The sequence below is a fragment of the Nocardia sputi genome (genome assembly GCF_023501985.1).
This window is the reverse complement of the sequence record NZ_JAMFLC010000020.1, coordinates 40,220-53,533: the sequence shown is the minus strand read 5'-3', so window position 1 is coordinate 53,533 and position 13,314 is coordinate 40,220. Positions and strand designations below refer to the sequence as shown.

Below are 13,314 nucleotides of genomic sequence, written 5' to 3'. Positions count from 1 at the left end.
GCCCCGCGTCGTGCACGGAGTCGGCGGCCCGGCGCGTACCGATTCACCCGAGGACAGGGGCGAAGCCGAAGGCGGTGACCAAGCCGGGGTCGCCGAAGGCGGTGATCCGGATGATGGAGTCCTTCGTCGTGGTCAGCACCGCGATGCCGAAAGCTCGGTAGAAGCAGTCGGTTTCCCGGCGATAGGCCACGGCGGCGAGTTGCCCGTTGGCCGTCGCCGGGAACATCAACCACTCGCCGGGAGCGCCGAGGACCTGCTCGGCCAGGTAGGCGACACACGTGCGCTTGCCCTCGAACCAGGTGCCCGAAGGCGGCATTTCGAGCACGGCGTCGCGGTGTAGCAGGCGTTCGATGGCCGCGGGGTCGGCGCGGCGGAAGGCGATCATGTACTCCTCGAGCAACGCGCGTTGAGCGGGCTCGCTCGGCGGCACCGCCTGCTCCGCGGCCGCCGAGACCTCCGTGAGCCGTGCCCGGGCGCGCTGCAAGGTGCTCTTCACCGCCGCGATGCTGGTGTCCAGCGAGTCGGCGACATCGGCCGCGGGCAGGCCGAGGACGTCGCGCAGCAGCAGCACCGCGCGCTGCCTGCCGTTCAGATGTTGCAGGCAGGCGATGAGCGCCAAGCGCAGGCTGTCGCGAGCCACCGCGACACCGGCCGGGTCCGCCGACTCCCGCGTCACCAGGGCATCCGGCAAGGGCTGCAACCATCGGACGTCCGCAGGAGCGAGGACCGGCGGCGCGGTCGGGTCCGTGCCGGGGGCCCCGAGGCCGGACGGCAGCACCCGCCGCCCGTGGTGCCGCAGCGCGGTCAGGCATGCGTTCGTGGCGATCCGGTACAGCCAGGTCCGCACCGAGGAGCGGCCCTCGAAGGTGTCGTAGGAGCGCCAGGCGCGCAGATAGGTCTCCTGCACCAGGTCTTCGGCGTCGTGGATCGAGCCGAGCATGCGGTAGCAGTAGGCGAGCAATTCCCGGCGATACGGCTGGGTGCGGCGGCTGAATTCGGCGCCGGGCAGCGCACTGGTCGAGGTCATCCGCAGGTCCTTTCCCGGTCCACAGAACGTGAGCCGTCGCAGATATGACCGAGCGGGACGCCAAAAAGAATCGCTCGCCCCCCGATTCCTTCGCGTCGCTGGGGTGGTCGGCATTACGGGGATCACCGCGATTCCCGCACCGACCGAGGAGACTTCCGATGCAACTCGACGACACCGTGCGCACCCTGATCGACCGCCCACACGCCGCCGTCCTGGCCACCGCGAACGCGGACGGCCGTCCGCAGTCCTCGGTGATCTTCGTCGACTACGACGGCGACACCCTGCTGTTCAGCACGATCGAAGGACGGCTGAAAACCCGCAACATGAGGCGCGATCCGCGGGTGAGCCTGCTGGTGCTCAGCCGCGCCGACGGCCGGTACGCGGAGGTGCGCGGCCGGGTCGAGATCACCGACGACCCGGACAAGACCCTGCTGACCGCGATGTACGCCAAGTACATGGGTGGCGCGACTCCCCCACCGGAACCCGAGGCGCAGCGGCTGATCGTGCGCATCGTGCCCGAGCGTCTCTACCTCTTCCCGCCCGCTTGAATCGCCACTGGGAAGGCTCGATTCGGCCGCTAGACTCTCCGGGATCGACTGGGAAGGGGGCCGCATGGACGCGGTTATCAAGGAGGTCGCCGAGGAGGGCAAGCGGCTGATCGACCGGGCTTGGCTCGGCGAACTCAGCCGCGACCAAGCGGTGCACATGTTCGTCCAGGTCGGTGACGGTATGGTGCGGTACGAGACGGCGCTGACCATCATCGACGACGGCGTACAACGGCTGGCCGCCAACGCCAGGCGGCTGCGGATCCTGCGCTGGTGCGCGCTGCTGGAGCTTCCCGTGTTCGGCGGGTTCGCAGTTCTGGCGGTGCTGCTCGGGGATTACACCACTGCCGGGCTTTCGGTGCTGTTCCTGATGATTCTGCAGATCATCCACCGCACGATGCTTCCGCATCCACTGGCGGTTCCCCGCCAACCCCGCACCTAGCCGGGCGTCCCGGAGGCCCTGCGGCGGTTGCCGTCCGCGCGTCGCGGCGGTGATTAGTGTGCGTTGCATGGATCGCACGACCAGCGCCTCCGGCGCCCATCCGCACGAACCGCACAGCAACGGCTTCGCCGCCAAGCTCAACTGGCTGCGAGCGGGTGTGCTCGGCGCGAACGACGGCATCGTGTCGACGGCGGGATTGGTCGTTGGCGTCGCCGCGGCGACGACGGAGACGGCGGCGTTGTTCACCGCGGGCATCGCGGGTCTCTCGGCGGGCGCGATCTCGATGGCGGTGGGCGAATACGTGTCGGTCAGCACCCAGCGTGACTCCGAACGGGCACTACTGGCGAAAGAACGCAGGGAGCTCAGCGAAGAGCCGGACTACGAGCTGGCCGAACTCGAGGGGATCTATCAGGCCAAGGGGCTGACGCCCGAAACGGCGCGCAAGGTAGCCGAAGAACTCACCGCGCACGACGCCTTCACCGCACACGCGGAGGCCGAACTCGGCCTGAACCCCGCCGAGCTGACCAACCCCTGGCAGGCGGCGTTCTCCTCGGCGGTGGCCTTCACCCTCGGGGCGCTGCTGCCATTGCTGGCCATCCTGCTGCCGCCGGTCACCGCGCGCATTCCGGTGACCTTCGCGGCCGTGCTCGCGGCGCTCGCGCTCACCGGGTCGGTCAGCGCCCGGCTGGGTGGAAGCCCGCGTGGCCGGGCCGTGGTCCGGGTCGTGCTCGGCGGTGCGCTGGCCATGGCCGTCACTTACGGAATAGGGCAGGCCGCCGACGTCGCCGGAATCTGAGCCGGAAGCCGTAATTCCGGACGCATCCGTCCCCGGAGCACGCCGGTGCCGGGCGGAGGCCATCGGCCTCCGCCCGGCACCGGGTCGATCGGTCGGGCGGTCAGCGCTTGAACGCGTTGCGCAGTTTGTCCGCGGCGCGCTTGACGTTGCCGCGAGTCTGCTCACCCCGCCCCTCGGCCTCCAACCGGGAATTTCCCGTCGCTCTGCCGAGGAATTTCTTCACGTTGCCCCGAGTCGCTTGTACCTGATGCGCGAGGCGATCTTCGAACTTCATGACGAATTCCTCTAGTAGTACCAGCGGCGGCCACCCACCGGACGGCCGACCGAGCCGGCCACCAGCAGGACGAGCCCGATGATCAGGACGATGATGCCCGCCGTGGTGAGCAGTGAAATACCGAGCAGCCAGCCCAGGACCAGGAGGATGAGGCCGAGGATAATCATTGTCGTGTTCCTTTTCTCTTGACTATTTCGCGGTCACAGGTTTCGAAGTCGACACCGTCGCGCCGCGATCGGTTCGGGCAGCGCCCGAACGGGGTGTGCGCAGCCACTGGCGCCAGGCCGGCTCGTTGGCAGTCCGGTCGGCCGGAGCAGGGGTGCCCGCCGCCAGATCACGCCGCACCGCCGCCATCTCGCGACGTGACTGCTTGAGTTCCCGACGCGCGGCCGCGCTGCGGCGGCTCACCCGCCAGGCGCCGGAGAGGACCAGTGCCAGTCCGAGCATGCCGACCGCGCCTAGCACGACGCCGTAACCGAACAGCGCTCCGGTGGAACCGTGGAAGTGGTAGTCGAATACCGCGAAATCGCTCGTCAGTTGCTGAGCGGGGCCGGTGTTGCCCACCACGGCGGCAACTCCGATAATCACGGCCGCGATCAAGGCGACGAGCCCGATGATGATGATCATGGCAATCCTTGTTGCGTCGAGTCGTTTGACAACTCCGCTATTCCCGGCGTACGGGCGGTCAAACGCGACGAAAAGGAAAGTTTGAGCGGGCCGAATCGGTCAATGCGAAATGCATGACCTACACAGTTACTCTGCACAACGTTACGCGTGAGTCCGCGTCGGCGATCGAATCCGCGCTGCGCGGCGTCAACGGCATCGATTCCGTCGACATCGACGTCCCGTCGGAGCGCGCGCTCGTGAACTCGACCGACCTCACCTACGGCGAAGTCCTCGACGCGATCCGCCGGACCGGAGCCTCCGCCTCCTGATCGGATCGTTCCGCCGCCCGGCTACCTGACCGATCTGCGCGGGCACCGGCGGGACCGCCTCCGTCCCGTGGCGGGCAGTCCGCCCGGCATCCAGCGACCTCACTCGTCGAACGGCTGGCGGTGCCGCTACCCGTAGAGGTTCCGGGGAGAAGTGGCTCGGTCTCGGCCTCCGGTCATGGAACGGCTTCCGAGCTGGTCGGATTCGACGCCGACACCGTCGCGGCACGCGCTCGCGCCACCCTGGCCACCAGGTCGGCAGTCATCGCCGACACCAGTGCGCACGCACGGAGCACCGATACGGCGCTCGGCCGCTGAACGGCCGCGCATGTCGGCCCCGGCCCGCCCGCCGATGGTTCTCGGCCGCACGCTGGGATCGGGGTCGAGCAGAATCGCTGCGTGAGCGACCTTCCGGCGCTTCGATTCCCGGCATCGAGAACCACTCGCCCTGTCGTGTACACCGATGAAATGGGGCGAGCGACGATGATCGCCCCACCTGCTGCCGCTCCAAGCGCCAGGCTTTCATGGTCCCCCGAGCCTTCGGGGCGACCGCATCGGCAACCGCGGGCGGAGCACGACGAGTATGATCTACGCCACATAGCCTGTCAACTACAGGAGACATGCTGATCATGGGGGAGGTTCACGCTACGCACCCGTTCACGCGGGCTCTCAACAAGCTCATCAACGGAATGCACCCGCCCGTGGGCAAAGACGGACGCGCGCAGCAGATCACCCACCGAGCGCTGGCCGCGGACATCCACCGCGCCACCGGAGCGCGCCTGTCCGCCAACTACCTCTGGAAGCTGCGTACCGGGCAGGCGGTGAACCCGTCCTACGAGACGCTGGAGGTGTTCCGCGGCTACTTCGGGCTCGACAGCCTGGATCCGTTCACCGATCCGCAGCTGGCGGCGGCGCGGGGCAGCGAGCTGGCATTGATCAACGCGCTCAGGGGAAATGTCGAGCAAGAGGTGCTCGAGCTGGTGCTGCGTGATGGTTTACGACAGGGCACGGTCCGCGCGGATTCGGTACTGGCGATGCTGGATGTCCTGCGGCGCATCGAGAACGAACAGAGCCAGTGAGCGATGGCGATCGCGGCCGGGCGCACACTCTGACACGAGTTCGGCCACCTGCTCGCCGAACCGCAGGCCGCGGCACGGGAGCGAGACGACTGCTAGCCACTGTCTCGTGACGCGTGCCGCGTTCGCCACGACACAGGTGGTCCCGTGACCTCGAGATCAGTACGGACGGCTCGGCATTCGCACCCGCCGGATCGGCACCACCGTCCACCAGGTGACGCAGCGCCACACCCATTCCAGTGGGCCGTACTCGAACAGCCGCAGCCAGAGGGCACTCAGCGCCGCCTGCACCACGATGATCGCGACCGCCGACCCCAGAACCGTCGCGTAGTCGTCGGAGCCGGACAACCCCAGACGCGGTGCGGCGAGCAGGATCACAGCGGTTGCGCCGACGTAATTGCTCAAAGCCATGCGCCCCAGCGGCCGCAACACCTCCGCCAGCACCTGACCCGGCTCGATGCGCAGCAACAGCAGCAGCCCGGTGGAATAGGCCAGCGCGCCCAATAGGCCCGCCACCGCGATGGCCGGGGTAGACCACAATTCGAGATACGGCGTGCGGTACTCCCACCTGCCCGCCAGTATCGCGGCGGGCAAGGCGAGGGCGAAGACCACAGCGATCTGCAGCCCCCGCTCGTCCAGAGTGTCCACAATCCCGGCGCGAGCGGTGGCGAGGCCGAGCAGGAACAACCCGGGCGCCAGGGCCAGCCCACCGCCCAGTGCCAGCGCTACGCCGAAGGTGCCGGCCAGGCCCGCCACCAGCACCACCCAGTTCGGCAGCGCCGACGCGGGCAACAGGACCACCAGCCCGGCCAGCGCGTACGGCAGCAGCGCCTCCCCCGGCTGGAAATACTGATGGACCAGGCCGATGACCCCGAGCGCGAGCAGGCGGCGGATCAGGACCAATCGCGGGCGCTCGCCGCACTCCGCCGCCTTGTCCAAGAGCAAGGCGAAGCCGATCCCGAACAAGAACGCCAACATCGGGAAGAACCGCCCCTCGAACACCACCGACAGCACATGCCGGATCGGATGCATCACCCCCGACCCATCCGTCGCCGCCATCCCGGTGATCCGCCAGATGTTCACCACCAGGATTCCGCACAGGGCGAAACCACGGACCGCGTCCAATTCCTCGATGCGTAGCGGATCCGCGTCGTTGTGCATGAACTTCACGGTATCGAGCAGCCGCCCCGGAACCGGGTTCTCGCGGCCGAGATGTCGCACACATTGATTAACGCACTAACTGTTCATGCGATAACTTGAATGCGGACCAAGGAGGCTCGATGAAGAGCGAGATCGACGATCCCCTGCGTTTGGATCGGCAGGTTTGCTTCGCGCTGGCGGTGGCGAACCGGGCGGTGCTGGCCGTCTACCGGCCGCTGCTGGAGCCGCTCGGCCTCACCCACCCGCAATATCTGGTGATGCTCGCGCTGTGGGGCGAGGCGCCGATGTCGGTCAAAGCGATCGCCGAGGCCGTCCAGCTGGACTCACCCACCCTGTCGCCGCTGCTCAAACGCCTCGAAGCCGCCGGGCTGATCAGCCGCGAACGAGACAACCGCGACGAGCGCAACCTGGTGGTGAATCTGACCCCGGCCGGGGCCGAACTGCGCGCGCGAGCCGAGCGCATCCCGCCCGCCGTCGTGCGCCGCCTCGGCGTCACCCTGGCCGACCTCGAGGAGTTGCGCGAAGCCCTCACCCGGGTGAACGAGGCGGCCCGCCGGTCGGTGCTCACCGAGCCCGACGCCCTGTCCCCTCACCGAGGAGCCCAGGCATGACCCGAGAGCGGCGACGGCCCGGTCCGATCCAGTGGATCGGCTATGCCCTCGGACGACGTCTGCCCGATTCGATGCGCGAATGGGTACGCGACGACTTGACCGGCAGATTCGCCGCCGCCAGGCACGTTCTGCGCGGGATGGTGCCCTTCACACCGCTGTTCGCGGCATTACTGCTGTTCCCCGGCGAACTGTGGCTGCGCGGCGCCATGGTCCTGCTCGCGCTGCTGCTGGCCCTGTTCTACACCGTCGCTTTCATGCCGATGAACCGCGCGCACCGGCTCGCGAAGCACGGGTTGCCCGCCGATCTGGAGAATGCGCGGCGAGCCCAGCGCCGAGCCCGGGAGCGCGCGAGGTACGCGGCCCAGCACCCGCGCTGACTGTCGCGCTCCGCAGCGGGTCCGGTGATGGTGGTTTCCACCTAGGGGCTGGCGGCGAGACCCACGAACGCCGCGAACACCGCCAGATGGACGCCGCCTTGCAGCAGTGTCGCCCGCCCCGGAACCACCGTCAGCCCGCCCACCACGACGGTGAGGGCCAGCAGAACCATCTGGGTCGAGCCGAGACCCAGTACCAGAGGGCCCTCCAGCCAGATGCTCGCCACGGCGATCGCCGGGATGGTCAGGCCGATGCTGGCCATGGCCGAACCCAGCGCCAGATTGAGACCGATCTGCACCTGATCGCGGCGCGCTGCCCGTACCGCGGCCAGCGTCTCTGGCAGCAGCACCAGCAGCGCGATCACCACCCCGACCGCCGATTGCGGTAGACCCGCCGACTCGACGGCCGTCTCGACGGCGGGCGAGACCACCTTCGCCAGACCCACCACGCAGATCAAGGCGATCAGCAGCAGAGCGAGAGCGGCCACCGCTGCGCGCACGCTGGGGGACTCGGCGTGCTCGTCACTCTCGGTGACCACGCCGTCCGCCTCGACCGGCAGGAAGTCGTCCGGATGACGCACGGTCTGCACCATCACGAACAACCCGTACAGCGCGAGCGAGGCCACCGCGGCGAAGGCCAGCTGCGCGGGCGAGAACTCCGGACCGGGCTTGCTCGTGGTGAAGGTCGGCAGCACCAGGCTGAGCGTGGCCAGCGTCGCCACGGTGGCCAGCGCCGCTCCGGTGCCTTCGGCGTTGAACACGGCCACTCGCCGCCGCAGGGCTCCCACGAGCAGGCAAAGACCGAAGATGCCGTTGCAGGTGATCATCACCGCGGCGAAGACCGTGTCGCGAGCCAGAGTGGCGGTCTTGTCGCCGCCCTGGCTCATCAGTGTGAGGATGAGCGCGACCTCGATCACTGTCACCGCGACCGCGAGTACCAGGGAGCCGAACGGTTCACCGACCCGGAGCGCGACCACCTCCGCGTGGTGCACCGCGGCGAGCACCGCCCCGATCAACGCCAGCACCACGATCGTCACCGTCGCACCGGGCAGACTTCGGCCCCACGTCGCCGCGAGGGCGAGGACTGCGAGGAGTGGTACGAGTACGGTCCAGCGGGCAAGCAACACACGGATCATGCCCACCATCGTCCCAGCAAATTATCCGCATCCTGGTCGGGTGATCAATCTCCGCCACCCGGCCGCGGGCTCAATCGTCCAGATCGATGCGCAAGCTGAGCAGATCGGTGCCGACCAACCGGACGGCCGCGCTGTTGGCGCGCGGCAACGCGACCAGGCGGGCACGCGGATCGTCGTCCGGCAACAGGTGCGCGGTGCCCGTGTGCCAGCGGCCGTGCAGCCGCAGCCGGACCCGATTGTCGGCCTTGATGTTCCGGACGTACTGCGACCGCTCGCCGAACTCCGAGACCAGCCAGAATTCCCGCCCGACCTTTCGTCCGCCGATCGGGGTGATCCGCGGCTGCCCGCTGATCCGGCCGGTGGTTTCCAACAGGGTCTGTCCGGGCAGTGTGCGGAGGATCGGGTTGCCGACCCGGCGCTGCAACGCCGTCACCACCCGATGCTGCATATCGCGCAAGTTCGGCATGCCGCGACGGTAACACCGGCGGCACTGGTGGGTGGGCTTCGCGGCCTGGGCGATTCGGGCGTCGAGCAGGGCACCGGCACGCGCATGTACAGGCGCCGAACACCGAACGCGACGCCCGCGGTATCACGCGGTATCGGCCGTCCGAGCGACCGCGCCGGGCTCGGGAGACCTGCTCGAGCAGATAGGCGAGTTGCCATGCACACCAACATCTCTGTGATCTTCGACACTGATATGCAGCGCGGCAATATCTCTCGAGGCTCCGCCTGACTATGCGGCGACCAGCACGATTCCGAGAGCCGGGCCCGAGCGGAGACGTCGCATTCGCGCGTCGGCCCGACCGGTGTGAGGGCGCGAAACCACGGGCGGAACTGCGTTTTACGCGCAGCGGCCGCAAAGACTCGATCCTCCGCGCGGCGTAGTCGATCGCCGGGGGCGCCGAGTCGATGTCGTTATGGAAGAACATCCGGCAAGGAATCGACCCCGTGCCCGTCGATAGGTGAGAATTTGGCGGTGCGCACCCAGTTCACTGCCGAGCTCATCGCGTTGACGAATGATCTGACGCTGATGTGCACGCTCGCCCACGACGCCGTCGAGCGTGTTACCGACGCGCTCGTCGACGCCGACCTCACCGCGACCTACGAGGTCTTCGCACTCGACGAGCAGTTGCAGAAGATGTACGGCGCGTGCGAGGCGCGCACCGTGGTGCTGCTGGCGTTACAGGCGCCGGTGGCGCGCGACCTACGGCACGTGGTGACCGCGATCCAGATCGCCGGTGAACTGTCCCGCATCGGCTGGCTCGTCAGCCGGGTCGCCGACAAGGTGTACCAGAGTCATCCCGGACACGTGGCGCGGCAACCCATCCTGGACATCCTGGCCGCGATGGGCAAGCTGGCGGCCGAGCGCACGGCGTTGGCGGGGCAGGCGGTCGCGGGTCACCAAGCGCTGTCCGAGCAGACGCCCCCCGGACGCCCGATGGAAACCCTGCACGAGCAACTCGATTCCGCGCTGCGCGACCAAGCGTCCCAGCCGTCCACCGAAGTGGCGATGGATATCGCGTTGCTGGGGCACCACTTGGAGCGCTGTGTCGACCACACGGCACGCATCGATCGGCTCATCCGCTTCCTCGACACCGGAATTCCCCCGACCGCCCAGCCCGCCGACGAGGAATGAGCCGCAGCCGAGCGCGGGTCAGGCCCCGTCGAGCAAGGGGAAGCGTCCGGAACCGAGCAGCCCCGCGATCGCGTCCATCTTCGCCTGCGGTGCGGCGTAATCCGGATGGGCACGCAGCACCGAAGCGGCGTCGTGCAACCGGATCATCTGCTGTTCTGCCTCGGCCGCGGTGCGGCCGCCCACGCTGACCGGATGGCGCGCGTACACCGGTGTACGCCGGTCGACGCGCCCGAGAGCGAGTGCTCGGTCCACTCGGCGCGAACAGCGGCAGAACGCCGCCGGGTCGACCAGGCCGCAGGTCGCGTTCAGGAAGTTCCCGAGTCGTTTCTTCGCTCGCTGCAATCGCTTTCGATAGGCGGCGGAGGTGATGCCGAGGATCCAGGCGGCTTCGGTCGAGCTCAGTTCGAACACGTCGCCGAGCACGAAGGCGATCCGTTCGTCGCGGGCCAGGCATTGCAGCATGCCCTGACTACAGGTGAGCCGCACCTCGGCGGTCAGAAGCACCGCTTCCGGTCCGCGATAGTCCGCCTCGGACAATCCGTCCGCCAGCCCGTCCCGGTAGGCGTCCAGGCTCAGTTGCGCGGCCTCCTGCGGGGTCTGCCGCCGCAGATTCAGCAGATAGTTGACGCCGATGCGGTAGGCCCAGGTGAGCAGCCGAGCCTCGGCGCGCCAGGTGTGCAGATGGTCGAGGACGCGCACCATGATGTCCTGCGTCGCGTCCTCGGCCTCCGCGGGCCGCCAGACCATGCGCAGGGCCAGCCGGTAGAGCGGGTCCTGTAGCAGGCGCACCACCTGGGTGACGGCGTCCCGGTCGCCCGCGACCGCGCGGGCGACCATGGCCTTCTCCTCCGCCGCGACCCGGTCGTGCTCAGTGCTCATCCGGCCATCATTCGGCCCGCGTCACGGTCGGCGCAAGCGCCGCCGGGTCACACCGCGGGCGCGGTCACGACCGGGCAGCCGCTGCGATCAGGGCGTGCCGGTCGAGCCACCGCGCGACCGCCCGGCCGATCTCCTCCGGCCGGTCCTCCGGCGCGTGGTGGCCCGCCGGGCCGATCGGCGCGACCTCGGCGCTCGCGAAGGCGTTCGCGGCCCAGTCGATCACTTCCGCCGATCCCAGCCCTACGCCGTTCTCCAGCGCCATCAACAGTTTGGGCACGTCCGGTGTCGCGGCGGCCCACACGCCGTAGTTCCGGACCAGTGCCACCACGTCGGCGGGTTCTCCGTCCAGGGGGAACTCCCGCGGCCATACCAGCAGCGGCTTGCGCGATGCCGGAGTCGGATACGGCGCCCGGTACACGTCGTGGTCCTCGGCCGCCAGGTCGGCGACGCCCTTCGGCAGGTTGAACTCGATGAAAGTGTTCTCCTCCAATATCATTCGCTCTCCTTCGGCGGAGCGGAACTTCCGGAACAGTTCGGCGCCGAGCGAAGGCAACTCCTCCCAGCGCATCGGCCGCAGGAACGTCTCGATCAGCGCGATGCCGCGCACGCGATCCGGATGCCGAGCGGCCCAATCCATGCCGAGCGCGCCGCCCCAGTCGTGCCCGACCAGCACCACCTGGTCCAAGCCGAGCGCGTCGAACCAGCCGTCCAGGTAGGCGGCGTGATCGGTAAATCGGTAGCCGCTGTCCGGCTTACCCGACTCCCCCATCCCGATCAGGTCCGGCGCCAGTGCTCTGGTCCGGTCCGCGACATGCGGAATCACATTGCGCCATAGATAGGACGAGGTCGGATTGCCGTGCAGGAACACCACGGGGGTCTCCCCCACGCCGGTGTCGCGGTAGCTGAGGAACGAGTCGAGTACGTCGACGGTGGGCATGATGCGGTCCTTTCGGGTGGCGGATTGCTCGCCTGTATCCGTTTCGACACGCGATCTCCGCTGCCTGTGACCGGTCCCCCCGTGAGCATGGTCACATCTTTCGGTCCCGACCGCGCCGTCATCCCACGGAAACATCCGTACTCATGCAGTAGTTGCATGGCCGAAACTGAAGATCGGCTGAGAAATTTTCCGGACCCTGGGAACGAACTTGCCAATCTACACCGCACATATCTACTGTTCTGATACGTAGAACCAAGCGTGATCGAGACTCGTGCCGACGTCCACGGAGAGGGATCTCCCCTGGTCACCGGGACCGGATCCCGATCACCCCTGATCATCACGAGTGAGTCCGGAGCAGGCGCGGCTCGACACCTCGGGACCTCCCCCTCATCAGCCCCGTGGTGTCGTCCCAGTGCGGTTTTCGGAGTGGACAACCATCCGCACAACCGCGCGGCTCCCCAGGCCTCCTCGTGATAAACCGCCCCCGAATCGGCGCCGGCACGGCGATTCGGGGGCGGCCCCACTCTTCTGCCCACCAGCCCTGGCCTACCGCCCGCTATCCCACAGCTGTGCCGAATCTCATACGCGCCGTTCGGTTGTGCGAACCCCGGCACTGGATACGTTGACGCCGGTTACAGTTTCACTGGGGTTCGGCGTTAGGAAGTGCGATGAAGTCCACAGCGCAGCGGTTGGCTCTGATCGGCGTAACGGTCGCGGCTTCCGTCGGACTGCTCTCCTGCTCTTCCATTCGGCCCAGCGAATCGACGGCGGTGGAATGTGGTCCCGGCGGCCGGGCCTGCGCCGACGCGCCCGCCCCGATCCCCGGTCGCGACGCCCTCGCCCTCTTGAACTCCCTGCGCGTCGCCGAGCGCGCGCCCAGAACCGGCTACAGCCGCGACGAATTCGGGCCGCCCTGGTCGGACAATGTGTCGGTGCCCGGGGGCAACAACGGCTGCGACACCCGCAACGACATTCTCCAGCGCGACCTCACCGACGTGACCTTCAAATCGGGCAAGTGCATCGTCTCCACCGGTACGCTCGCCGACCCCTATACCGGTAAGACCATCAACTTCAAGCGCGGCACAAGGTCTTCCGACGACGTGCAGATCGATCACGTCGTCGCGCTCTCGGACGCCTGGCAGAAAGGCGCACAACAACTTTCCGCCGAGCGCCGCCGTGACCTGGCCAACGATCCGCTGAACCTGCAAGCCGTCGACGGGCCCACCAACCAGTCCAAGAGCGACTCCGACGCGGCCGAGTGGCTGCCACCGGTCAAGGGTTACCACTGCGCGTATCTGACGAGGCAAATCCAGGTGAAGGCGGCCTACCAGCTCTGGGTCACCCCGGCGGAGAAAGACGCCATGGTGCGAGTTCTGACCGCCTGCCCCTGAGCCGCACGGAACTCGAACGCCACCTTCCGAACGGATCATGCCGTACGCGCCCGGCCGCACGGATTTGCGACGTCACGGCTCCGAACGGTAAGTGACG

18 protein-coding genes are annotated in these 13,314 nt (G+C 68.1%); 9 read left to right on the top strand and 9 right to left on the bottom strand.

The genetic code is table 11. The features are described from left to right. Positions 1-43: 43 nt before the first annotated feature. On the bottom strand, positions 44-1,027 hold the full coding sequence (locus M8859_RS25245) for a sigma-70 family RNA polymerase sigma factor (RefSeq protein WP_159924304.1): 984 nt from the start codon (positions 1,025-1,027) through the stop codon (positions 44-46). Between the two features lie 158 nt (positions 1,028-1,185). Here M8859_RS25245 and M8859_RS25240 point away from each other — a divergent pair, with 158 nt between their 5' ends. The 3 genes from M8859_RS25240 (at position 1,186) to M8859_RS25230 (ending at position 2,810) form a co-directional block, all read left to right on the top strand. Beyond that, positions 1,186-1,575 carry a PPOX class F420-dependent oxidoreductase gene (locus M8859_RS25240; protein ID WP_159924306.1) on the top strand — a complete coding sequence of 130 codons (390 nt, stop codon included), beginning with the start codon at positions 1,186-1,188 and terminating at the stop codon, positions 1,573-1,575. Between the two features lie 64 nt (positions 1,576-1,639). Beyond that, entirely contained in the window at positions 1,640-2,014 is a 375-nt protein-coding gene (locus M8859_RS25235) for a hypothetical protein (protein WP_195071559.1), read from the top strand. Between the two features lie 67 nt (positions 2,015-2,081). Continuing rightward, the gene (locus M8859_RS25230) at positions 2,082-2,810 is read left to right on the top strand and encodes a VIT1/CCC1 transporter family protein (protein ID WP_195071560.1); all 729 of its coding nucleotides are present in this window, start codon (positions 2,082-2,084) and stop codon (positions 2,808-2,810) included. Positions 2,811-2,910: 100 nt separating this feature from the next. Here the strand turns inward: M8859_RS25230 and M8859_RS25225 are convergent, their stop codons facing one another. The 3 genes from M8859_RS25225 to M8859_RS25215 are packed head-to-tail and all read right to left on the bottom strand — an operon-like array spanning position 2,911 to position 3,711. Further along, on the bottom strand, positions 2,911-3,084 hold the full coding sequence (locus M8859_RS25225) for a CsbD family protein (protein WP_159924312.1): 174 nt from the start codon (positions 3,082-3,084) through the stop codon (positions 2,911-2,913). Between the two features lie 11 nt (positions 3,085-3,095). Further along, positions 3,096-3,251, bottom strand: a complete 156-nt coding sequence (locus tag M8859_RS25220) for a DUF6131 family protein (protein WP_085994835.1) — start codon at positions 3,249-3,251, stop codon at positions 3,096-3,098. 22 nt (positions 3,252-3,273) lie between these two features. Then, positions 3,274-3,711, bottom strand: coding sequence for a hypothetical protein (locus M8859_RS25215; RefSeq protein ID WP_159924314.1), 438 nt, complete (start codon positions 3,709-3,711; stop codon positions 3,274-3,276). Positions 3,712-3,824: 113 nt separating this feature from the next. Here M8859_RS25215 and M8859_RS25210 point away from each other — a divergent pair, with 113 nt between their 5' ends. Next, the gene (locus M8859_RS25210; protein ID WP_159924316.1) at positions 3,825-4,019 is read left to right on the top strand and encodes a hypothetical protein; all 195 of its coding nucleotides are present in this window, start codon (positions 3,825-3,827) and stop codon (positions 4,017-4,019) included. Positions 4,020-4,645: 626 nt separating this feature from the next. Beyond that, positions 4,646-5,095, top strand: a complete 450-nt coding sequence (locus M8859_RS25205; RefSeq protein ID WP_195071561.1) for a hypothetical protein — start codon at positions 4,646-4,648, stop codon at positions 5,093-5,095. A 156-nt stretch (positions 5,096-5,251) separates the two neighbouring features. On the opposite strand, the gene M8859_RS25200 is transcribed toward M8859_RS25205, so the two are convergent. Then, the gene (locus tag M8859_RS25200) at positions 5,252-6,253 is read right to left on the bottom strand and encodes a DUF418 domain-containing protein (RefSeq protein ID WP_159924320.1); all 1,002 of its coding nucleotides are present in this window, start codon (positions 6,251-6,253) and stop codon (positions 5,252-5,254) included. 119 nt (positions 6,254-6,372) lie between these two features. Here M8859_RS25200 and M8859_RS25195 point away from each other — a divergent pair, with 119 nt between their 5' ends. Both M8859_RS25195 and M8859_RS25190 read left to right on the top strand, forming a co-directional pair. Then, on the top strand, positions 6,373-6,864 hold the full coding sequence (locus M8859_RS25195) for a MarR family winged helix-turn-helix transcriptional regulator (protein ID WP_195071562.1): 492 nt from the start codon (positions 6,373-6,375) through the stop codon (positions 6,862-6,864). Then, positions 6,861-7,241: a DUF5313 family protein gene (locus M8859_RS25190; protein ID WP_195071563.1), complete on the top strand. Its 381-nt coding sequence runs from the start codon at positions 6,861-6,863 to the stop codon at positions 7,239-7,241. The genes M8859_RS25195 and M8859_RS25190 overlap by 4 nt, the downstream gene beginning before the upstream one ends. Before the next feature lie 41 nt (positions 7,242-7,282). Here M8859_RS25190 and M8859_RS25185 read toward each other — a convergent pair whose 3' ends face one another. Continuing rightward, positions 7,283-8,374, bottom strand: a complete 1,092-nt coding sequence (locus M8859_RS25185) for a calcium:cation antiporter (protein ID WP_249644908.1) — start codon at positions 8,372-8,374, stop codon at positions 7,283-7,285. Between the two features lie 70 nt (positions 8,375-8,444). Then, a complete protein-coding gene (locus M8859_RS25180; protein ID WP_159924328.1) occupies positions 8,445-8,840 on the bottom strand; it encodes a nitroreductase/quinone reductase family protein in 396 nt (131 codons plus the stop codon). 510 nt (positions 8,841-9,350) lie between these two features. Here M8859_RS25180 and M8859_RS25175 point away from each other — a divergent pair. Then, positions 9,351-10,010, top strand: a complete 660-nt coding sequence (locus tag M8859_RS25175; protein ID WP_236565449.1) for a phosphate signaling complex PhoU family protein — start codon at positions 9,351-9,353, stop codon at positions 10,008-10,010. Between the two features lie 18 nt (positions 10,011-10,028). Here the strand turns inward: M8859_RS25175 and M8859_RS25170 are convergent, their stop codons facing one another. Further along, a complete protein-coding gene (locus M8859_RS25170; RefSeq protein ID WP_195071565.1) occupies positions 10,029-10,889 on the bottom strand; it encodes an RNA polymerase sigma factor in 861 nt (286 codons plus the stop codon). A 64-nt stretch (positions 10,890-10,953) separates the two neighbouring features. Beyond that, positions 10,954-11,826: a haloalkane dehalogenase gene (locus tag M8859_RS25165; protein WP_159924332.1), complete on the bottom strand. Its 873-nt coding sequence runs from the start codon at positions 11,824-11,826 to the stop codon at positions 10,954-10,956. 668 nt (positions 11,827-12,494) lie between these two features. Here M8859_RS25165 and M8859_RS25160 point away from each other — a divergent pair. Then, entirely contained in the window at positions 12,495-13,217 is a 723-nt protein-coding gene (locus M8859_RS25160; RefSeq protein WP_159924334.1) for an HNH endonuclease family protein, read from the top strand. Positions 13,218-13,314 lie beyond the last annotated feature (97 nt).